The organism is Saccharopolyspora karakumensis (assembly GCF_004349225.1).
In the GTDB taxonomy this organism is placed as follows: Bacteria; Actinomycetota; Actinomycetes; order Mycobacteriales; family Pseudonocardiaceae; genus Saccharopolyspora; species Saccharopolyspora endophytica.
Map to the genome: position 1 here is coordinate 1 of NZ_SMLA01000078.1, position 22,655 is coordinate 22,655.

14 protein-coding genes, 1 tRNA gene and 1 pseudogene are annotated in these 22,655 nt (G+C 64.6%); 4 read left to right on the forward strand and 12 right to left on the reverse strand.

Features of this window, described 5'->3' with window-relative positions:
* Positions 1-152 (forward strand): annotated as a pseudogene (locus E1202_RS29025) (electron transfer flavoprotein subunit alpha/FixB family protein); the annotation flags it as partial.
* Between the two features lie 843 nt (positions 153-995).
* Here the strand turns inward: E1202_RS29025 and E1202_RS29030 are convergent.
* The 9 genes from E1202_RS29030 to E1202_RS29070 all read right to left on the reverse strand — a co-directional run bounded on the left by E1202_RS29030 (position 996) and on the right by E1202_RS29070 (position 15,345).
* Positions 996-1,313, reverse strand: coding sequence for a DUF4387 domain-containing protein (locus E1202_RS29030; protein ID WP_132686513.1), 318 nt, complete (start codon positions 1,311-1,313; stop codon positions 996-998).
* Positions 1,310-2,677, reverse strand: coding sequence for an acyclic terpene utilization AtuA family protein (locus tag E1202_RS29035; RefSeq protein WP_132686514.1), 1,368 nt, complete (start codon positions 2,675-2,677; stop codon positions 1,310-1,312). Before E1202_RS29035 ends, E1202_RS29030 begins: the two co-directional genes overlap by 4 nt.
* A 196-nt stretch (positions 2,678-2,873) precedes the next feature.
* Positions 2,874-4,085 (reverse strand): thiolase family protein, encoded by a 1,212-nt coding sequence (locus E1202_RS29040; RefSeq protein ID WP_132686515.1) that lies wholly within the window; start codon positions 4,083-4,085, stop codon positions 2,874-2,876.
* 11 nt (positions 4,086-4,096) lie between these two features.
* Positions 4,097-5,722: an AMP-binding protein gene (locus E1202_RS29045; protein ID WP_132686516.1), complete on the reverse strand. Its 1,626-nt coding sequence runs from the start codon at positions 5,720-5,722 to the stop codon at positions 4,097-4,099.
* Positions 5,723-5,865: 143 nt separating this feature from the next.
* Complete coding sequence (locus E1202_RS29050; protein ID WP_132686517.1) at positions 5,866-7,068, reverse strand: PucR family transcriptional regulator; 1,203 nt, start codon at positions 7,066-7,068, stop codon at positions 5,866-5,868.
* Positions 7,052-9,928 (reverse strand): FAD-binding and (Fe-S)-binding domain-containing protein, encoded by a 2,877-nt coding sequence (locus E1202_RS29055; protein WP_132686518.1) that lies wholly within the window; start codon positions 9,926-9,928, stop codon positions 7,052-7,054. Before E1202_RS29055 ends, E1202_RS29050 begins: the two co-directional genes overlap by 17 nt.
* Positions 9,929-9,953: 25 nt before the next feature.
* The gene (locus E1202_RS29060; RefSeq protein ID WP_132686519.1) at positions 9,954-11,303 is read right to left on the reverse strand and encodes an MFS transporter; all 1,350 of its coding nucleotides are present in this window, start codon (positions 11,301-11,303) and stop codon (positions 9,954-9,956) included.
* A gap of 182 nt (positions 11,304-11,485) precedes the next feature.
* Positions 11,486-13,252, reverse strand: a complete 1,767-nt coding sequence (locus tag E1202_RS29065; RefSeq protein ID WP_132686520.1) for a hydantoinase B/oxoprolinase family protein — start codon at positions 13,250-13,252, stop codon at positions 11,486-11,488.
* Entirely contained in the window at positions 13,249-15,345 is a 2,097-nt protein-coding gene (locus tag E1202_RS29070) for a hydantoinase/oxoprolinase family protein (RefSeq protein WP_132686521.1), read from the reverse strand. Before E1202_RS29070 ends, E1202_RS29065 begins: the two co-directional genes overlap by 4 nt.
* A gap of 482 nt (positions 15,346-15,827) precedes the next feature.
* Between E1202_RS29070 and E1202_RS29075 the strand changes: the two genes are divergently transcribed.
* A complete protein-coding gene (locus E1202_RS29075; RefSeq protein ID WP_235879094.1) occupies positions 15,828-16,547 on the forward strand; it encodes a FadR/GntR family transcriptional regulator in 720 nt (239 codons plus the stop codon).
* Between the two features lie 1,508 nt (positions 16,548-18,055).
* On the opposite strand, the gene E1202_RS29080 is transcribed toward E1202_RS29075, so the two are convergent.
* Together E1202_RS29080 and E1202_RS29085 are read right to left on the reverse strand one after the other, a co-directional pair.
* Positions 18,056-18,129 (reverse strand) — tRNA-Pro (locus tag E1202_RS29080).
* 104 nt (positions 18,130-18,233) lie between these two features.
* On the reverse strand, positions 18,234-19,160 hold the full coding sequence (locus tag E1202_RS29085; RefSeq protein WP_132686523.1) for a hypothetical protein: 927 nt from the start codon (positions 19,158-19,160) through the stop codon (positions 18,234-18,236).
* Between the two features lie 305 nt (positions 19,161-19,465).
* Here E1202_RS29085 and E1202_RS29090 point away from each other — a divergent pair, with 305 nt between their 5' ends.
* Positions 19,466-20,311, forward strand: a complete 846-nt coding sequence (locus E1202_RS29090) for an SAM-dependent methyltransferase (protein ID WP_132686524.1) — start codon at positions 19,466-19,468, stop codon at positions 20,309-20,311.
* 78 nt (positions 20,312-20,389) lie between these two features.
* Positions 20,390-21,415, forward strand: coding sequence for an esterase/lipase family protein (locus E1202_RS29095; RefSeq protein WP_132686525.1), 1,026 nt, complete (start codon positions 20,390-20,392; stop codon positions 21,413-21,415).
* Positions 21,416-21,694: 279 nt separating this feature from the next.
* On the opposite strand, the gene E1202_RS29100 is transcribed toward E1202_RS29095, so the two are convergent.
* Positions 21,695-22,396 (reverse strand): LysE family translocator, encoded by a 702-nt coding sequence (locus E1202_RS29100; protein ID WP_235879093.1) that lies wholly within the window; start codon positions 22,394-22,396, stop codon positions 21,695-21,697.
* Positions 22,397-22,655: the final 259 nt, after the last annotated feature.

A 22,655-nucleotide genomic window follows, 5' to 3' on the forward strand; every position in this document is an offset into this window, starting at 1 on the left:
ACCGTGCGGGCATGCAGACGTCCAAGACGATCGTCGCGGTGAACAAGGACCCGGAGGCGCCGATCTTCGAGATCGCCGACTACGGCGTCGTGGGTGACCTGTTCAAGGTCGCCCCGCAGCTCACCGAAGAGGTCACCACACGCAAGGCCTGATCCCAAGGAACAAACTAGACGAGCAAGGCAGGGCGACGCAGTGCACACCGACGGACGCTGAGGCGTCGGACGTGCATGCATGCACTCCACGCTGTCCACAACTTCATTTTCGATCGAACTCGTGCGACGGAAAGCATCCGAATGTCGGTCGGTATCAAACGTCGCACGTAAGGTTCGTGGCACCGGCTCCTCACCCGGTGCCACGAACCATTTTCGCGCGGAACGAACTACATGGCACACGGCAGGGCGCGACTCCGATTTGCGCTACATCCGCCGCCCAGGTTCTCGTGAGACTGTCCGGCTGACGCTCATTGGGGGCGTCAGCGGGTTCAGGGACACGCCGGGACACCCCCACAACACCCGTCCCCGCCCCGAACAACTCCACGTTTTGCAGTTCACACGGCAGCCCGAGACCTGTCCCAACACGGTGTCCCGCATGGGCCCCGAAGGGACACACGGGACAGCAAAAAGCCCCTGCTTCAACCGGCCCTGGAAGCAAAAGGCGGGTGAATAGCGTGCAAGTCTCGGACACAGAATTACCCCACGGGTTTGACCTTGGGGTCCCGGAAATCAGCTGAGGCGAGACTACGGTCGCCAGCACATCGCGGGAACCGCTCGTGGTCAGCAGCCCGGTCCGTGCTACCCCGCTCTCCAGCAAATGCGTTTGACCAAGTCGTCGTGGCGTGCTCGAACGTGCGCGCCACGACGACTCCGACCTAGCTCCGCGATGTATTCGTAGCGGTTTCCATGACCAATAGCTGCACGTGGGCGGTCACCTCTCTCTTTCGTCAACGAAGACGAGCCCAGTGAGCGTCCTATCGAAGTCGAACGCGATCCGGTAGGTCATTCGCCGTCGGCAATCGGAAGATCGAACAGCGGCGCGAACTGTTGGCTGGCGGCGATGTCGGTGTCGCCGAGCGCCCCCGCCGGCACGCGCCGCGGAAGGCTTATCTTGATCGCCAACGCCGGCGGGATGATGAACATCATCACCTCGTCCACCGCCACGCCCGGATACAGTTGGGCGATCCGCTCCCGCGTCAGCGAGCCGGACTCCCACGCACGGTTGAGGTCCTCCTCGCTCCGAAACATGAGGTCGAACGTGATCATGAACGGGCCAGCGGTCTTGCTGCGCCCGAAGGCTGCCAGGTCCCCGAGTCTCATTGACCGTTCACCTCCTCGGTAACGAAGCGGAACGGCTCGATCGGCGACTCGACGTCGACCACATGGTTCGCATTGAAGGCGTACACCTTGCCCAGATCGAGCACGGGCGGAGCGAACATAAAGGCCAGCGTGGGATAACCCATCGCGTACGGCGTCGGTTGGTGGAGGAGCGTGTACCAGACGATGTTGGCCACGGTTTCGGCCACATCCGGGTCCTTCGACGTGACGTTCACGAGCAGTAGGGCCTCGTGGCCCTGCATCGTGGGTGTCGGCTCCCAGTCGCCCATCGTGCCGGACACACCGTACGGGTGCACGCGGATGTCGGTCTGCTCGAGCAGCTCGGGGCTCTGCTCCTCCCGCACGCGTTTCCTGGCCATTTCGACCGCCGACTCCAGCCACTCGTCGAAATGCTCGATGATCACCGGGTCGCGCACCGAGAGGATGGAGAGCTTGCCCCAGCCGACATACTCGACCCCCTCGATCTTGAGCGTGTAACCGTCACGGGGCTCGAACGTCGCGCCGGACACGCGCACGGCCCGGTCGGAAACCGGCTCGTAGCACGTGTCGGTGGTGTCCAGCACCCCGGAGGGCTGGGCAAGGCGGAAGGGATCGGCGCTTTCATAGAGCTGAAAGGCGGCGACGCTCATCGGCGTGCACCGCAGATTCTCGTCCATCGCCTCGATCTCGAAGCTGTCCTCGTCAAGGCGGACGTGCACACAGTCCAACTTTGGCGGCGTCGCTGCGGCCGCGCCGCACTCGGCAGACTTGCCCGCGTGCCAAGCCACCTCCGGCGCGATGCCCTGAGTGATTGGGTGCGCGGCGAAGATCGCCGCGTCGCTCGCGCGCCCGGCGAGCACAACGTCGGCACCCATATCCAGCGCGTGCTGGAATGCCTCCACACCCATCACGGCCACGATCCGCTCGCTACGATCAACCGTGTCAGCGTCATAGGGCAGCTGTGGATGCAAGGCATGGAGCTTGCCGTCGCGCAGCTTGCCCTTGACGTAGTCCTTGTCGAGTTCGGAGTAGATCTTCACTACTTTTAGGTTCTTGCCCTCGGCACGAGCCCAGTCGCGGACCATGCCGGCAAGCCAGTCAACCCCCCAATCGCGACCAGACGTCCCGCAGCTGCCTACGAGCAGCGGGACGCCGGCCTCGCTAGCCGAGCGCAAGGCCAGCTCCAGGTCATGCCGGGTCGTGGCCTCCGGATGAATCGTCCCGCTGCCCGCGAGGGCCGACGGACCGATGTCGGTGCTACCGCCGTCGGCGCCAACGAAGTCGATGCCGCGCTTGACTGCGGCGTCCATGGATTCACTGTTGAGGCCGCCGCCGAGCGACCCGATCGCCGCGAAAGATAACATCATGCCCCAGCCTCCCCGCCGCGGGCCCGTACGGTGATCAGCACGCCGTCGCCATCGACTCGAACCAAGACCGACGACACCTCGCGCCGACCCGTGTTGAACAGTGACTCCTCCGTCGCATGGCCGTTTTTCCGTGCTTGCAAGGACACTGCTTCCCTCATTTCTCCATTGCTCATTGGCTGGTGTGGTGGTGGGTTGATTACTTCGACAGGATTGTCATCACAATCGAGGCGAAGTCGTCGCCGAGATACCCGCCGGAATTCTCGGCGAGCCCGATTCGCGCGTTCGCCACCTGACGGTCGCCGGCCCGGCCCCGCAGCTGCTCCACCAGTTCAACGAGTTGGGCACACCCCGTCGCTCCGATCGGATGTCCCTTCGACAGAAGACCACCACTCGGATTGATCGGCACCCGGCCGCCGAGGGTCGTCGCGCCGGACGCGACGAGTTTCGCTCCCTCTCCGGGCGGACACAGTCCGATCTCCTCCGAGATAATCAGCTCCGCCGGGGCGGCCGCGTCGTGCACCTCGACCAGGTCAAGATCCTCCGGGCCGACCCCGGCGACCTCGTAAGCACGGCGCGCCGCCCGTTCGACACCACCATGGCCGGGTTCCGGATTGTTGCGGCCGGACAGGGCGACACTGGCTCGAACCCGCACCGGATCCTCGGTCCGCGCAGCGAATTCCTCAGAACACAACACCACAGCCGCCGATCCGTCGCCGATCGGTGAACACATCAGCAACGTAAGCGGAGGCGCAACCGGTCGGCTGGCGAGGATCTCCTCGACGGAGCGCGGCGTCCGGTACTGCGCCTTCGGATTCAAAGCGCCATGCGCACTGTTCTTCGCCGCCACCTTGGCAAAGTCCGCAGCGGTGGCCCCGGTACGGTCCATGTAGTCACGCGCAATGCCGGCGTACAAGTCCATGAAGAACGAGTTGCTCAACTTCGACGCACCGCCGTGTTCCTGGTCACCCCGACCGGGAAACCGCTCCTTGAGCTCATCCGCCATGCTCAGATCGACAGCAGTACCGATGCTCGCAAACGACTGGGTCTTGTCCTGGTGGGTGAGCTTTTCCGCTCCGATCGCCACAGCGACGTCGACGGCACCAGAAGCCACCTGCGACCACGCGAGGTGGAACGCGTTCGACCCCGAAGCACAGGCGTTCTCCACGTTGAAGATCGGCACCCCGAGAAGCCCCGTATTACGCAGAGCGACCGGACCTCGAATCATCTCCTGACCAGTGATCACACCTGAAACGGCATTACCGAAGAAAACAGTCTCGACCTCCTCCGCGGCCATCGATGCATCGGCGAGCGCCTCCGCACAAGCCTGCTCGGCATGCGACCGAACCGACCGCTCAAGGAACTTCCCAAACGCGGTCATTCCCACACCAGCGATATAAACGTCTCGCATCCCAGCACTCCTCACCCTTGACTCTTCGTCCTAACCCGACCAAACACCGACTCGTCCGAGTCATCGAATGAATCGACCAGCACGCGAGACTGCACTTTCTCGGACACCGTCCTCGGCAGTTCATCGACGATCCAAATGAAGTCGGGAATGTGCGAACGTTCCAGTTTCAGCTCAGACAGTGTGAATAGCTCCGCGACCTCGATCGCGGCCGCGTCCACGGGAACCACAGCGGCGACCACATCGATCTCACCTGGGGCCCCAGATTTTGCGGGCACCCCGAAGATGTGCACATCGAGGACACCGGGATGTTCGGCAAGAACCCGAGCGATGAAGCTCCCGGAAATGAACTCACCGAGCTTGCGCAAGCCCCCCTCTTCCTTGCGATGACTGAAGAACAGCCATCCGTCGGCATCGCGATAGACCAGGTCTCCGGTGCGCAACCAACCATCGCGAACCTTGTTGGCGCTTGCCTCGGGATTCTTGTAGTACGTCAGCCGCGCCGGACCGGACACGGGACGGACCGCGAGCTCACCGACCTCGCCAGATGCACACGGCTGTTCATCGCCGTCGAAAACTTCCATACGCAGGAGGTCGGCAGGCGGCTTCCCGAATGACCCCACCGGCCCGACGCCGACCGGGTTGTAAGCGAACCCGCCTTCCAATGCCCCGTACCACTCGCACACCCGGACGCCGAACCTGTCCTCGAACGGTGTCCACAGCTCACGCGGCATGCCCGCGCTTACCACTAGCCGAACCGGGTTGTTCTGGTCCCACTGAGACGGGGGTTGACTGTAAAGGGCCGTCGCGATGCCGCCCAGGTTCGACCACACCGTGCACCCGTACTCGGCGCATATCTCCCACAGCCGCGTTCTTGTGAACCAGCGGCTGAACACGGAGTGCCCCACTGCGCGCCACAGAGGCGGCATCATCGTCACGATCACAGCGTTGCCGTGAGTCATGGACAGCCCTGTGTAGAAGACGTCGTCGTCTTGGAGGCCAAAGAAGCCGGGTAGCCGCCGGTACAACAGCATTCGATCATGCGTGAATTCGATGGCCTTGGGTTTTCCGGTTGTTCCTGAGGTGAATCCGAGGAGTGACGGCGTGGTTGGATCCGTCACGTGCTCCCGCACCGTGGGAGCCTCTGGCCCGTCGAACACCTCGTTGAGCGAGGCCCATCCGGTCAGATCGATACCCGCAGCGCGCCCCTCCGGGGTCGATAGCACATAGGTCCGAACACCGGTTTTGCGGATCGTGTCGGCTACTGCATCGTCTGCCAAGACATAGTCGGCGACCAGGAGCACTGAGCATTCAGCGAAGGTGATGAAATAGGCGAGCTTGTCGCCACGTGCTCTCGGGTCGATCGGAACTGCGGGAGCCCCCAGCCTGGCGGTCGCCACGTACGTGTAGACGAATTCGGGATGATTGCGCATCATGACGCCAACTCGGTCGCCGGTGACGATTCCGATCCGTTGGAGTTCGCTGGCGAGCTGATTTCCTCGAACCGCCAGATCCGTGGTGTTTACCACTTCGTCTGGGAATGACCCGTTCTCGAACACATACACCAGACGCTGCGCATCCAGTTCGGCCTCCGCGGCGACTACTCTGCTCATGACCGACAGATCGAGCGCAGATTGCACGGCACCCTCACCTCTCTCCCATCGACGCTGATTTCAGTATTTCCAATTGTCCTGTAGGAGGGAGGACTTTGGATTGAAGAAATTTCAATCGAGAGCACGCGCCATCGTGTGATGCACAAAACGCATGCGACGGCTGTTCCGGATCACCCTGTGCGCGCGCTGCACTCCAGCGCCCACCAGAGCTCGGTCAGCACCTTGGGATCCTCCAGGCTAACGCCCACGATCTCTTCGAAGCGGTGCAGGCGGTAGCGCAACGAGTTCGAATGGATGCCCAGTGTTCGCGCCGTCCGCGTGATCTGACGCCCGGCAGCGAAGTACTCCCGCAACGTCGCGATCAACTCGGCCCCGAAGTCGCCCTGCGCTTCCACGGGTGCCAGATATCGCCGCACCAACAAGGTTCCCAGCTCCGGTTCCCCGGCCATGGCGACCCGTAGACCGAGGTCGTTCAGGTCGAACACGCCAACATCGTCAAATTGCGCGGCGACGTCGAGCATGCGGCTCGCGTTCCGGAAAGACTGGCCCGCCTCCATTAGGTGCGCGGGCCCACTGATGCCCACGGTCGCAGCCACGCCGCCGAGATCTGGACGGCGCGGCACGACTCCCACGACCTCGCCATCGACGATTCCAAGAAGAGCTGCCTGACCGTGGTGGCGAGTGCCAGCCTCGAGCCGACTCTGGAGACGCTCCAAGGACGTGGTGCCGCGAGGTCGAGCTCGCACCGCAAGATACGGGCGGCCCAGTTCTAACCCGTAGCTGGTGGCGGATTCCCCGAGCGAGGATGGGTCGAGCCCGCTGCGCAGCAGATCGTGCAGGAACCGCATCCTCTGTTCCTCATCGCAGCGAGCGATGGCGATCTCGAACTCCCTGCGCACCTCGTACAACTGCGATGCACCGGCGTCGGCCGTGTCCCACAACAGGCAGGCGCCCTGCATCACGGCCCCGGGCTCGACGCTCTGCGCGACCGCGATCTGCACGAATGTGTCTCGGACTACCCGGTGTGCAAGGCGGTACGCATCTAGCATCTCCCCCGCTGGAAGTCCCTGCTCGGTCCGTTCACGGGCAACCCACGCTTCATCCACTTGCTCCGGCCGGGGAGACCGGCCGTCCCGCAAGGTTCGGACGGTCTTGTCCACGTTGCGTTGCGCGGACGGCAAGAGCGCATCGTCCGGTACCCGATTATGGCCGGGTTGATACGAAGGACTCCGTTCCCGCAACGTTTGAGCCTGCTGCTCCACCACCCACTCGAGACGGCGCGTGAGCCGTTCGATCACCGGCGTGAGACGTCCGACAAGGTCCTGAGCGGCATCGTTGAGCAATCCACCGTAGCTGTCACGTTCGACCGGCATGGCCTACCTCCAGCCGCGACACCCGCTCAAGTACGGAGAGGACGTGGACATAGTTGCGGCCGGTCGCCCGGCTCATCCCGAGTTCACATGTCCGGTTGCACGAGACATAGGCGTCAGCCTCGATGTCGGTGGTCTCCCGGGCCTGCTGCGCGGTAGCCGATGCCGTGAGTTCCGGATGCAGCATCCCGCGGTCGCCGGCGAACCCGCAGCACCCCCAGGAGTCGGGCACGACGACCTCGGCCGCGACCGCAGCCGCAAGCCGGTGCAGCGGCTCGGTCAGGCCGAGCTCGGTTGCCGAACAGGTCGGATGGAGCACGATCCGCCGCAGTGAGGTGTGCACTGTGATCTTCGGTAGCAGGTGGTCGGCCACGTAGGACACTCCGTCGAGCACCTCGATCTTGCGGTACCGGTCCGGCCCGGACTCGATCATCACGCGTAGACCCTCGGTGCACGATGACGCGTCGGTGACGACCGGGATCGTGCCGCCCCGGGTCGCTGTCCAGAGCGCGGGTAGCACCCGCCGCGCCATCGCGTCGGCACCGCCGGCGAAGCCCTTGGACTTCCACGGCGTGCCACAGCACAGCGACGGCAAGTTCTCCGGCGCGGCAGCGCGGACGTCGGCGCGGTGGCAGAGCCGCACGAACGCCGCCGCCGCACCCGGGCACGATTCCCCGGACAAGGAGGTCAATGGGTCGGTGGAGCCGAACATGGCACCGGTGCACGATGAGAACAGCACGAGGTCAGGAACCTCGCCGGTGGTGGTTATCAACCCGTCGGGCACGCGGTGAGATCCGCCTGCGGGAAGGTCGGGCGACCATTGCGGTACCTGCTCGGAACCGACCACCTTCCGCAGCGCCGCGGAGGCAGATCCGGCACCGGGAACGACCTTCGCCACCGACAGTGCAGTCCCCGCCAGCCGTGTCGCGGCGGCCCAGTGTTTCGCGGCGAACGCCCAGCCCTTCGAAGCGGTCTGGTTCGGGCGTTCGGCACGCAGCCGCCGCACCAAGTCACCGGTGTTGATCGTGACCGGGCAGGCGGTGCCGCACATGCCATCGACGGCGCAGGTGTCGACGGCGTCGTAGGCGTAGTCGATCTCCAGTTCTGCGGCCAGAGCATGGTCGCCGGCAGCGCGGGCCTTCTCGAGTTCGCGGCGGAGGACGATGCGCTGACGCGGGGTGGTGGTCAGGTCACGGCTGGGGCAGACGGGTTCGCAGAACCCGCACTCCACACAGCGGTCCACCTCGGCCTCCACCGGCGGCGCCGATTTGAGGTCGGACAGATGAGCGGCCGGGTTGTTGTCGAGAACCACCCCGGGCGAGAGGAGAGCACGAGGATCACAGAGGTGCTTGACCTCGCGCATGACCTCGTAGAGGTCGTCGCCGTACTGTCGCCGCACGAACGGGGTCATCATCCGCCCGGTGCCATGTTCGGCCTTGAGAGTGCCACCGCGGCGCAGCACGAGGTCGACCATGTCGTCGGTGAAGCGGCCGAATCGATCTCTGCCGCTGGTGCCGCCGCCCTCCTCACCTAGGTGTTCGGTGAGCATGAAATGGACGTTGCCGTCTTTGGCATGTCCGAAGATCACCGCGTGGTCGTATCCGTGCTGATCGAACAGCTCGATCAGACCCTCACAAGTAGAGAGCAGTTCCGGGACCGGGACGGCGATGTCCTCCAGCAGCGCCGCAGTGCCCGGAGGCCGCGCCTCGGCGACCTTGGCGTAGAGGCCCTTGCGCAGCTTCCACAACGCGTCCTTGGCTACCGGGTCCGCGGACAATTCTCGAGGCCCCTGCAGTGGCAGCCGACCCAGCAGCCCGGACGCGGCCCCGGCGAGCTCGTCGGCCTCGGCCGCGGTGTGGCCGCGGTACTCCACGAGCAGGGCCGCTTGAGTGTCGACAACGAGCCCGCGGAGCCGCGGATCGGCGTCGGCTGTGGCCTGGCCGACCCGCAGCGAGGCGGCGTCGAGCAACTCGATCGTGGCGGGCCGGGAGTCGACGAGGTCAGGTAGCGCGCGGTTGGCCTCGGCTAGGTCATCGAAGATCAACAGTCCGGTGCGAGCGTGGGCCAGGAGCGGCACAGTCCGCATCGTGATCGAGGTGATGAACGCAAGCGTGCCCTCGGAACCGACGAGTAGGCGGGCAAGGATGTCGGCCGGGCGTTCGTGGTCGAGGAACGAGTTGAGCCCGTAGCCCATCGTGTTCTTCAACGAGAACTGCCGCTCGATGCTCGCGCGCAGCCCGGTGTCGGCGCGCAGCCGGTCCCGGATCCGGGCGAGCCCGGCCCACAGCTCTGGCTCGAGGGCGCGCAGCTGGTCGTCGGCGGCGGGGTGGGCCGTGTTCAGCGTTGTCCCTGACGGCAGGACGAACTCAAGCGAGTCGAGCAGAGCGTAGCTGTTCGCGACCGTGCCACACGCCATGCCAGAGGAGTTGTTCGCCACCACCCCGCCGAGGGTGCAGGCGATCTCGCTGGCCGGGTCAGGGCCCAGCATCCGGCCATGGCGCGCCAAACGGGCATTCACGGCCCGCACCGTCGCACCGGGCCCCACCCGAACTCGCGCGCCGTCATCGAGGATATCGATGTCACGGAAGTGCCGACGGACGTCAACCAGGATCCCGTCGGTCACCGCTTGCCCGGACAGACTCGTACCCCCGGCTCGGAATGTCAGCGGGACACCCGCAGTGGCCGAGGCCGCGAACAGCCGGGCGATTTCGTCGGCGCCGGTGGCAGTGACCACCGCCCGAGGCGTGCGAGTGAAATGCGACGCGTCGTGGGCCATACCCAACCGGTCGATTGCCCGGGTCCGCACTGCCTTCGGCGGCACCGCCGCCGCCAGCGTCCTCCGCAACGCGATGTCGCTGTCCATGGTTGCGGCCCGCCTCGAACCCGGATCAACCGACTCGCTCATGACGCTCCGCCTCGGTGAGCAAATCAATACCTCGCATCTCCGGGGCTCGTAGCGCCGCGGCAGCGCCGAGAAAGCCGAAGAAGGTCATCAGAACTGCGACCGGCCACGGATTACCACCAGTCGAGGCCGTCAGCACTGTGGCTACGATGGGAGCCGGTGCGGCGAGGAGCACGAGACTTACTTCGCGAGTAAAGACGACGCCCGTAAAGCGGAATCGCGCGTTGAAGAGCTCCGGAAGGAAAGAAGCTGACACCGCATTAATGGTAATGCAGCCCAAGCCGAATCCGAGTGCCATCCCGACCCAGATCGATACTGTATCGCCAGTGCTCAGCAACAAGAAAAACGGCCCCGAAAAGATCCCGTTGAACAAGCAGAAGGCAGCATATGTTCTCCTGCGCCCGTACCGATCGGCAAGTTTACCAGCGATAGGACAGAGAATCATTCCAAGTATGCAACCGAGCAGCAACCCAACGAGAGGCACGTTGCTGGCGACGCCACGACCGGAGACGTAGCTCAATACAAATACCTGGATTACGTAGATGTTGAAGGTAAGTGGGGCGTTTGCCGCCATCCCCGTGAGTACCCTTCCAGGCTGCCGCCGGAGCAATTCACCCAGCGGCATGCGCGCGACACGATTGGTCTCCTTAACCTTTTCGAAGACCTTTGACTCGGGCACCTTCATACGAATTACGGCGCCAACGACGACCATGACGATGCTCAGCAAGAACGGAACTCGCCATCCCCACGAAGCAAGTTGATCCTTGGGGAGATACGACATCCCCGCAGTAACTGAAGCAGCGAGGGCAATGCCTGCAACCATGCCCATAATAGGGAGCGAAGCGAAATACCCTCGTTGCGCCGGCGGAGCGTCCTCCACCACCATCGACGTGGCGCCAGCATACTCCGCGCCGGCACCGAACCCTTGCGCCAGCCGCAGCACGACCAACAGAATCGGTGCGGCGATTCCGATCGTTTCGTAGGTGGGAAGGCACCCGATCAACGTGGTCGCGATGCCCATCATGAGGAACGTCGCGACAAGGACCGAGCGACGACCGTAGGTGTCCCCGAGGTGCCCCAGGATCAAACCACCCAAGGGACGAGCGACCAGGCCAACGGCAAATGTCGCCAGAGAGGCCAACACGCCGACCGTCGGAGACAGTTTCGGAAAAAACAGCTCGTTAAGGATTAGCGCGGCGGCATTTGAATAAATAGCCCAGTCGTACCACTCAATAATGGTACCGACAGTTGTGGTGGAGACTAACGTTCGTGTAGTCACCTTCGGTCTCGGCGCACCCGGCCCGGCGCCCCGCTTTGACAAGAAAGACCCTTCCATGTCAATTCTCCTTTGAATTGGGTCAAGGCGTGGGTCGCCTTCTGGCGCAGACAGCCGGTTGGTAAGGCTGTCAAGGCTGGTTCATCCGGCCAGTACCCGAGCTACGCCGCAACTCAGATGCGTTGCTCGCCGACAGTGGCGTGGCGTTACCGAGGTGGCCGAGACACGAAGCGTCGTGACAACTAGCCGACGGCGGCGGCTCGCTTGGCGCGTAGGCTGGCCGTCTGGACCTCATCGACGTCGAGGGCGTTGCCGTGTAGGACCACAGCGTAGGTCGCCAAGGCGTGCTCGGCGCTGATCTTTCCTTCGACTGCATCAGCCCGGACCATCTGGGGATCGCGTTCCAATGGCGATCCGTACCCACCTGCGCCGGCGGTGCGATGCACGATCCGGTCACCGCGCCGCCCTGTCAAGTGCACATGCGAACGCTTGGCGAGGCTCACCTCTGTTCCATCGGCCTTAACGAGTTTCGTGCTCGGGGGCGGCCCGGGCAGGCCTCCCTTCATGCCGGGCGACCCGTCGACGTTCACGGAGCGCACCATCACCTCGGCATCGGTGAGAAGGCGCGACACTCGCGAGATCTGCATCGCGCCGCGGTACTTGCCAGCTCCCTCACTGTCCTCGACGATGCTGAACTCCTCGATGACTACAGGAAACTGATTCTCCAGTAGTTCGATGGATGCAGTCCCGTACGAGCCCATGTAGACCGGCGCAACACCATCGATTCCGTCACCGTTGGAGCGGGCTCCCCAGCCGCCGAACATGAGGTCGAGGAGGGCGAACTCGGAGCCGTCTTCCGCCTTCCCGCTAAGGTGCACCGCATCCCCACCGACCCCGGGCACCGCAACCGTTCCCTTCTTCGCCGGACCAACAGTGCGAAAAACGAGATCGAGAATCTTGAAGAAGATCGGTGCTCGAGCGCTGACCGGAGCGGGGAATGTCGGGTTAACGATCGTTTCCTCTGGAAGGGAAACCTTAATCGGCCGGAAGAAGCCAGAATTCGCTGGTACTTCTTGCGCCACCAGCGCCTTGAGACCGCCGCACATTGCTGCACGGACCATCGCTGAGGGCGTATTGATGCCGGCGGCCACCTGTGGCGAGGAACCGGTCATGTCGAACTCCAACGAATCGCCAGCGACTCTCAAAGTGAGCGCGAGCTGCACCGTTCCGCCATCGTTGCCCTCGACGTCGCCACCGTAATGCAATTCGGCTTCGGCGAAGTACTCACCATCAGCGAGCTCGGCGACCGCATTGCGCATCGCTCGCTCGGCATGCTCGATCAACCCGTCGCCGAGGGCCTCGAGCTGAGGCACACCATACTTTTCGGCGAGGCCTGTCAGCCCGCGGGCTCCGCGTTGCACCCCAGCGATCTTGGCCTCGAGGTCGCTCACCCATTCCGAGGAAGCTCGCACGTTGGCGCGGATCGTCTGGATAAGCGCCAGGTTCAAGTGACCCGCGGAGTGCACCTTGACGATGGGGAGGCGAATGCCCTCTTCGTACAGCGACCGAGATTGCTCGCTCATGCCGCCCGGGACACGGCCACCAGTATCAGAGTGGTGGGAGTAGCACACCGCGTACCCGACATGGATGTCGCCGGAGAACGCCGGCATGACGACTCCGACATCGGGAAGGTGCGTCATACCCCCGTACGGGTCGTTCGACATGAACACATCACCCGGGGCGAGATCTTCACCGTACCGTGCAGTGACTTCTGAGCAGAGCGTCTCGAAGCCGGAGAGCTGCAATGGGGCGGCGAATCCTTCCGCCATGATGCGGCCGCTTCGGTCACAGAGGGCGGTAGCGAATTCACCTGCCTTCAGCATGGGCGACCGTCCCGCTTTCGAGATCACGATCGCCATCTCTTCACTCAAGGATCCGAGCTCGTTGGCGAGGATCTCGTTGAGGACCGGGTCGAATTTCGCAGGACGGGCCTGCTGCGTCGTGCTCATGAGTTCTCCCGTTTAAGGATGATGTTTCCGTGCTTGTCCACGCGCGCACTCCAGGCGGGCAGCACGACAATCGTCGTGTCCGGCTCATTGAGCAGGAGTGGGCCACTTCTGGGGACAGCGTCAAGATCCTTCCTCGTCAGAACGTCGACGTCGACGAAGCCCTGCTCTTGTCCGAAGTAGGCGCGCGCACTAGCCCTCTTCCCCTTGAGGGCAGATGTGCTCTCGTACTGGCTATCCAGAATTTCCGACCCCTGGCGGCCAACAGCCGCAGTCGCGCGCATTCGCAGTCCGACGACGTCCAGCGGAGCATCTGGCACGTAATGGAACTTGGCAAGATGGGTGTCCGAGAACCTCTCCGTCAGCATCGCGCTGAGTCGGTCATCGAGCGGGGGGCAAGGGACGGAAAGATGTTCTTCGGTATCGCGATACTTCAGATCGACCTGCCGATGGAATGTTGCGTCCTCCAGATCAACCCCTTCCGCCACAAGGGTTTCACTGAGTCGCTTCTGGAGCTTGACGAAACTCTTCTCAAACATGGCGGGCTCGAGGGAGTCAACCGGTGCCGCCAAACTCACCACGGCATCGTGCCGGTACTCGCCGAGCATCAGGCCGACAGCGCTGAAGATCCCCGGGAACGGCGGGATGTAAACCGTGCTCACACCAAGGTCCTCGGCCAACTGGACCGCGTGAACCGGTCCAGCACCCCCATAAGCGACCATCGTGAATTCGCGTGGATCCTGGCCCTTTTCGACCGACACCGCTCGAAGCGCGCGGATCATAGTCGTGTTGGCGATCTGCACGATGCCGTGCGCCGCTTCCGTCACCGACAGGCCCAGTGGGTTCGCGATAGACCCGATCGCCTGCTCCGCGAGCTCGCGATTCATGGGAACGCTGCCGTCCGCAATCGCGTCAGCGCTCAAATAGCCAAGTACCACGTTCGCGTCGGTAACCGTCGGCCGAGTGCCGCCATTGCCATAGCAAGCAGGACCAGGCTCCGCCCCTGCGCCTTCGGGACCCACACGCAGCGCTCCGGCAGAGTCGATCCAGGCGATGCTACCCCCACCGGCGCCGACTTCGACGAGGTCGACGGAAGGTGTCCGCACCAGGTGGCCAGCCCCACCGAAGAACCGGCTAGCCAGACTCGCGCCGGCTCCGACCTCAACCTGAGGGCGCTCCAGTGGGCAAGCGTCGAGAATGGCCGAAGCCTTGGCCGTCGTGCCTCCCATGTCAAACGCGAGCACGCGACCCAGGTCGCTGTTCGCCGCGACACGAGCAGCGGCAAGCACTCCCGCGGCAGGGCCGGACTCGATCATCTGGACCGGTTGCGTACGAGCCACACGAGAGTCCATCAGCCCACCTTGCGACTGCATGATCCTCAGTGCCGCTCCACTGGCGTCGATCTGCCCCTCGAGGCGAGTGAGATACCGGTTTACCACCGGCATCAGCGATGCGTTGACTGCCGTCGTACTCATCCGCTCGTACTCGCCGAGCTCAGGAAACTCGACCGCGGAGACGCTGACCCGCATTTCAGGACGTTCACCCTCGATGAGCGCGGCGATGCGTCGCTCATGCTCGGGGTTCGCGGGTGAATTGATCAGGCAGATAGCGATTGCCTCGACGTCTGCCAATGGCCCCTTCAGCAAAGCCCTAATCTCATCGTCATCGACCGGAACCTCGACAGCGCCGTCGGCAAGAACGCGTTCTGAGAGCTCGTGCACCAGACGACGAGGAATGAGTGGCGATGTTCGCTCCCATCCGACATCGTGAACGCTCGGGCGCCGCTGGCTCCGCATCTCCAATACGTCGCGGAAGCCCTTCGTCGTCAACATCCCAGTGCTGGCGACCTTGTTCTCGAGCAGGGCGTTCGAGCACGTCGTCGTGGCGTGAGTGAAAGACCGATAAGCTTCGCCGTCGATCTCAGATGCAATTTCTGAGATGCGCGATCCGATCGTCCCGAGTTGAGACAGCAGTTTGCGAGTGAAGACCCGACCGTCATGGGTAACGAAGATGACGTCGGTGAACGTTCCACCGATATCGAATGCAACGGTCAACTCGCGTCGCTGACCCGCAGGGGTATTTTCCGTGGTGGTCATACAGCCTCCCGATGTCGAGACTCAATAGAAGAGCGAGCTTCTGCGCTGGAATGATGCCCGTATCACCGACCGCAGCGAAGGCAACCTATATATCGGGCTTCACTACCACGCCGGGGAACATCGCGTCCTTAACCGCCCTTAACCGCGAGGTCCCAAGGCGTTTAGGCCGGGACTGTCAGCATCCGCAGCAGCCAAGTCGCTCCCATAATCAACCGCTACACGCATTGATGTTTCCGAGAGCCTGCCTCCAGGCGCGGCGATGACTGCGCAGCTGCTGGTGGTCAAGCTGCCACCTCTGCTCGGCTGACCCTCGGTGCAGTCTCGGCGGCGCCGTAGACGGTGCATGTGCTGCAACCTCCGATGTACTCGACGTTGAGCCAAAGTCGGACTTTCGATGAGTCGGACTCTAGATGCGAGTGATGTCGGACGCAAGATGCCCACGGCGAAGTCCGACATCGGCCAGCTAGCATCGAGTGGTGACGATGAAACGTGAGAGCCTCCTGGCCAGCAAACCTGTACGGACGGCCTACCAGCAGGTTTACGATGCGATCCGAGACGCTGTCTTGAGCGGTCAGCTTGCGCGTGAGGAACGTCTGCCGCCCGAGACCGAGATCGCCGAGCAGTTCGGGGTAGGCCGAGCCACGGTCCGCGAGGCACTCCGACTACTTGCCGCAGACGGGCTAATCCGGACCACCAAGGGCACCGGTGGCGGAAGCTACGTAACCCTGCCGACGGTTGACCACCTCACTGGCTACCTCGAGCGAAACTTCGAGTTGCTGAGGCTGACGAAGGACGTAGCTTTCCAGGAGTTCGTCGACGCTCGGCTTCTGATCGAGGGCTACGCAGCACGGCAGGCTGCAGCTAGCCGCACAAAGGACGACCTGAACAGGCTACGCAGCGCTCTTGTGACACCCAGCGAGTCGGACTCGGTACATGAGGTCCGACAATGCAACGCCAACTTTCACAGCGTCCTGATCGACGCATGCGGAAACTCGTTGCTGCGCCCATCGGCCAGAGCGATCTTCGCGGTCATGTCGAACCAACTGGGTGAAGCGGTGCTGCCCGAGAAGCAAGCGGCACGAGAGCACCAGCACATCTTCACCGCAATTGAGGCTGGCGACCCCGAGCAGGCCGAAGAATTGATGCGCACGCACATACAATCGCTCACCGATGCATACAAGAAGGTATGGGATGCGGACTGAAGCCGAGCGGACCTAGCTCCACGACCGTCAGGGCAGAGGGATCCCATCCGCAGCGTCGCGTTACGAGGGTATGCGAATAAGCATCAGCGTGGTGTCCATCCCGCATCCCGACGCCCCACGGGTCACCATCCACAACTATGCGAGGTTCTCCTGACCGGCCTCTCCCCGCGGCCGGATCGCCAGTCGTCCCGTGAGGTCGGCCGCGGTCCGAGTGCGCGTGCACGATGAACGCGGCGTCGCGCCGTAGAGCGAGCCCGCGGTCATGGAACGCGGCCTGACCCGGGCGGACTGGGTCGCCGTCCCGGTCGGCGGAGAAAGTCTGGCCTTAAGCCAGCGCTGCAGGGTTCACCGCACACCGCCCAAATGGAGCAGACACGAGACAAGCACATCGCCACCCCAAAGGCACCCAACGCGGGTGATCAGCTCAATAAGTTCGCCGCCTTACCCCGCAGCGGGGTAGCGCGAATGGGGTCGATTTCAGACACGAGCGCCAGCAGCGCAGAACAAGCAAGCAGCGCAGCGGGGTGGATCACTCCCCCGTGCGAGACTCAGCCCGCCCCTGGCTGCCGTTCGGATTCCCGAATTGGGCAGCCGCGGGGGTCATTACGACCCGCCAATCGGCCAGCCCGCCATGCTGGGTCGCGTAATGCTCAGCCGTCGCGCGATCCCCAAACCGAACCTGGTGACCATACGCCTCGTGCACGATCTTGACCGTCACAACAACCTCCATCTCTTATCCGTTCACCGCAAGGCGCATCATCGAACGCAAATTCGCACCAAAGAGAAGCCGCGTGGGCGTGTTGGGCCCTCGCCACTCCATGCGGCCCGTTCGCGAGTCACCACGGGGAACCCGATTGGCCCCTCGAAACCTGGAGCTCGAGTCGACGACCGAGGCTCGATGAAAATCGCGTACAGACGCCAGCGGAGGTCCTCAGCGCGGTGGGAAGACCAGCGTCGGAGGCGCGCGATAAGCCCCGCAATCCTCCTTCCCCAAGGGAGTCCAAAGTGGTTCGGGTCGGCGCACCTGGGGATCTGTTTGGCGAGCGCGCGGTCCACGGATGGCGCCACGGCCATCACCAGTCGACGACCAGTCGGCTATGGGGTTTGGACCCCGCTAGGAGCGGGAGTCTCTGTGCAGAGTCGCCCTCCTCGCGAAGCGTGCGGTCTTGAACAACCGAACCCAATAACACCTCACTGCCACGAACATCCTTCAACACGCACAAGACACGTCGAACAACCAGCGACCGTCGCCAACGGGAGCGACACCGTTGTCGGCACTCCGCCTCGGGTGGAAGCTATTGACGACCGTTGAAGAACCGCTACATAGGGTGACCAGTCGACGCGACCCCGTTTGCATGATCAGTAAAAGTTGGAGCCCGCTCGCTCCAGTTTTGCTCCAGAACAGCCGAAACGATCTTGCGAAGCTGATCACCACAAGATCCACACCCGAACGCAAAACAGCCCGCTGACCTGCGCTTACGCGCAGGTCAGCGGGCTGTTTCGGCCGGTCGGGACGGCGGGATTCGAACCCACGACCCCTTGACCCCCAGTCAAGTGCGCTACCAAGCTGCGCTACGTCCCGGCACACCCCGTGGGGTGTGCACATAGCTTACCCCACGGCTCTCGCGGCGATCATGACCCCCTCCTTGAGGGTGTTGCCCCAGGTCGCGGCGGGTTCGGGACCGATCAGGGCCGGCAGTACACGCCGCCGGCTGCGCGGGCGATCTCGGCGGGGTCGCCGGCTGACACCAGCGCGCAGTTGATGAACTCGCCGTTGACCAGGCTGATCTGGCACTCCGACTCGTAGTGCAGGTCCGCTCCTGCAAAGATCGTCTGCAGCGGGGCTCCGGAGGCGTCCTCGCCGACCCGCACCGTCTCCTTCCGGTCGCCATGGGTGACCTCGACTTCGATCCCCCAGGTGCACCAGCAGCTGGTCGTGGTCGCCGCGACCTCGAAGGGCAGGGGTTCTCCGGTCACGGCGTAGCGGCTGTGCTCGTCGAGGAACGGCGAGGTCCGCTCCGGTTCGCCGGTGGCCCTGGGCTTGGTGGTGTACACGCGGTTGTCCTGGCCGTCGAGGTCGGCGACGACCTTGTCGGTCGCGCCTCCGCCCTGGCTCAGGATCGAGATCAGGGTGCCGTCGGTGGGTGGCGGTGTGCGTTCGACCACCTTCACCCGCATGTCGTTGATGCGGACCGGATCGGTTCGGTTTCCGACGAGGCTGAGGTGGTAGCGACCGGCGCTCTTGGTGCCGGATTCGAATCCGAGCCGGATTCCACCGGCGCTCGCCATGAGCTCGTTGGAGTTCAGCACGCTGCCGCGCGCGTGGACCTCGGCAGCCAGCGCCTTCACCTGCTCGTCGGACAGCCGGTGCGGGAAGTACCAGACCCAGCCGTCGAGTTCGTTGGCGGCGACGCGCCTGACGTCCTCGACCAGCAGCGCTGGTCCGCGCAGTTCCGCGTCGTCCCAGGAGCTTTCGATGGGACGGGCGAGGACGGCGACGACCACGGCCGTGATCGCCAGGAGTCCCGCGGTTCCACCGAGCCCCAGCCACCGCTTCGGCAGCGGTCCCTGCCGGCCGCGCCCACCCCCCGGGCGTGGCGGATCGTCCCGCACTGCGCCTGCCCGCAACCGCGCGACGCCTCTCCACCGATGCCACCTCCGGGTCCACCCGCGGTACCGCTGCGGTGGAGATCAGCGAGGCGCGAACGCCGGCAGGTCGGGAACGGAATCGATGCCCGCGAACAGACCGATCATCCGGTCGAGTGTGACCGGGCGCACCAACGGACATGAACTGGATCACACCCGTCCAGATGTCCGTCCATTTGTGGTCAATTCCGTCTCATGGCCTGTCCCACCTCTGACTTCTGCCGCTGAGATGCGATCATGGGCCCAACGCTTTCGAACTGAGGAGGACGCCTGTGGTCGAGCAGTCCCGCGACGCTGCGGACCTGGACGTCTCGCGACCCAACCCGGGACGCATCTACGACTGGTTCCTGGGTGGCAACTCCAACTGGGCGATCGATCGCGTTTTCGGCGAGCGGCTGCTCGGCATGTGGCCGCAGATCGCGGGCGTGGCGCGGCAGAACCGCTCGTTCATGCAGCGCGCCGTCGTGGACGCCTTCGACGCCGGAATCCGCCAGTTCCTCGATCTGGGCTCGGGCATCCCGACGATGGGCAACGTGCACGAGATCCTGCGGGAGCACACCGACGAGCCGGTTCGCGTGGTCTACGTCGACTGCGAGCCGGTCGCGACCGCTCACACCCGGGTCAACCTGCAGGAAACGGACTGGGCCGGGGTCGTGCAGGCGGACCTGCTGAACTGGCGCGAGATCTTCGCCGACGACGTCACCAAGCGCCTGCTCGACCTGGACGAGCCGGTGTGCCTGCTGGCGGTGTCGGTTCTGCAGTTCATCGGCCCGGACGGTGACATCCCGGAGGTGCTGCGCCGCTACGCCGGGAAGCTCGCCGCCGGTTCCCGGGTGACCGTCACGCACTTCGCCTCCGACGTCCCCGATCACGATGCGCGCGCCTCGATGGAGCGGTTCCGCACCGAGTGCGACGTCACGCCCAACCCGCTGTGGCTGCGGGACCGGGCCGCCATCACCGAGTGGCTCGAAGGGCTCGGCGACCGGTGGAGCCTGCGGCCCCCGGGCGTCGCGCAGCTGCCGGACTGGCGTCCGGACCTGATCACCGACCCGAAGGCCGCCGCGGAAGCCGAAGCGATGCGTCCCTACGCGTGGTTCGGCATCAGCGAGAAGGCCTGACCGCCTCCCCCGCCGTAGCGGGAGCACGTGATCCGCTGATCGGCGCATCCTTCGGCGTCGTACGTCGTTCAAAGCGACATGATCAGTCGTTGGGTGCACACCGCCGTGCTCGCAGCTGCGGTGCTCGTCATCGCACCGGTTCCCGCGCAGGCCGACTCGGGATTCGCTCCCGTCGACCGGCCGGGGCCTGCGCTGAGCGTTCCGCAGGACCAGCTGAAGGCGGCCTTGTCGTGTCATGGCGATCCGGGCAGCGAGCAGCAGCCGGTCCTGCTCAGCCCGGCCACGAGCGTCACTCCGGAGGAGAACTACTCCTGGACCTACGCCAAGGCCTTCACCGAGCAGGACCGCTTCTGGTGCGCGGTGACGATGCCCGACCACACGATGGGCGACATCCAGGTCGCCGGGGAGTACCTGGTGCACTCGATCCGCGAGATGCACCGGCTGACCGGCAAGCGCATCGCGGTCCTCGGTCACTCCCAGGGCGGCATGAGCATGCGCTGGGCGCTGCGGTTCTGGCCTGATGTGCGCCCGGTGGTCGACGACATCATCGGCATGGCGCCGTCCAACCACGGCACCGAGTCGCTCAAGGGCTGCGGCCCTGGAACAACCTCGTGCGAGCCGGCGGTGTGGCAGCAGCTGGCCGGTTCGGAGTTCATGCGGGCGCTCAACAGCCGCGCCGAGACCTTCGAGGACATCAGCTACACCGTCATCTACACCCGCCACGACGAGACCGTGACCCCGCCGGAGTCCTCCGAGCTCAACACCGGCGAGGGCATGATCACGAACGTCACCACGCAGGACCTGTGCGCGGCGAACACCTCCACCCACCTGCTGGTCGGCACGATCGACCCGGTGACGTACGCCCTGGTCATCGACGCGCTGGACCACCCGGGCCCGGCCGATCCGACTCGGGTCGACTCCTCGGTCTGCGGCCAACCGCTGATGCCGCACATCGACCCCGCGTCGGTGGACACCTACCTGCGACCGCTGTCGGCGATCCCGGGTCTGATCAGCACAGCTCTGCCGGGGGTGAACCTGGTGGGCGCGCCCTCGGTCGACCGGGAACCGCAGCTGCGCTGCTACGTCTACGCAGCGGGCTGCTGAGCCGAAGCGCAGGTGAAACCGGCCGCGTCGTCGGGGTTTCCGGTGACGCACCTGGACCAGGAGGGGTGCTCGCAGAGCGGTCTGAGCGGGAGCGGTTCAGATCGGCCACCGTCGGGTTCACCGGCGAGGGCCGGCCTCGACCCACTGCTCCAGGGCGGCCAGCGAATCCCACGCGGCGAACGCCGGTGTGCAGACCGCCGCGGGGTCGGTGTTCCGTGTTCGGGTCTGGCGGGGCGTGTGGGCGTTCGGTGGGGTGACTGCGGTCAGTGAGCGTTGGGGTCAGGGCTTGGTGGTGGTGTCCAGGACTGTTCGGGTTCCGAGGAGGAGCATTGCTGCGCCGGTGGTGGTTTCGAGGGTGTGGCGGACGTTGTCTCGGGCCAGGGCCTTGCGGATCGCGCCGACCAGCCAGGACGTGAGTCGCCACCAGAGCAGGGCAACCGCGACGAAGACCAGGGTCAGCACAACCGAGGTGAGCGCTCTCGGCTCGGTCGGGCCGATGAACTGCGGCAACAGGGTCAGGAACAGCAGCGCGATCTTGGGGTTGAGCAGGTCGCTGACGAAGCCCTGCCGGAAGGCCGTCCTGCGGTCGATGACGAAGCCCTGCCGGAAGGCCGCCCTGCGGTCGATGCGGACACCGTCGCCTGACCGGGCACCGAGGGCGCTCGCGTACTGGTGTCGATCGCACCAGGTCTTCCACAGCGTGCTGGCTCCGAGCCACAGCAGGTAGGCCGCGCCGGCGAGCTTGACCACCGCGTACGCCTCCGCCGAGGCCGCCAGCACCGCCGACAGGCCCACAACCGATGCCGCGGCGTGCACGAACATCCCGCTGCACACGCCCAAGCCCGTCCACCACATGGCGGTGCTACCGCCGCGCAGGCTGTTGCGCAGGCCCAACGCCGTGTCCGGGCCGGGAACCACGGTCAGCACGACCACCACGACGAGGAACGGAAGCAGATGTTCAGGAATCACTCCCCCGGTCACGGACGGCACCCTAGCAACGACGAATGCGGCTCCGCCTCGGAGTGGCGGAGCCGCATTCGGGGGCCGGTCACGCGGGCTGCTTGACGCCCGGTTCCGGAGTCGGGGTTCCCAGGACCTCCTGCTCGATGGCCTCTAGGTTCTGTCCTGTAAGTCATCGGAGCCAGAGGATGATGGCGGCGATGGTGAGTTCGGCCTGGTAGTAGGCGGCGCGTTTGGCGTAGCGGGTGGCCAGGTCGCGGAATTGTTTGAGTCGGTTGAA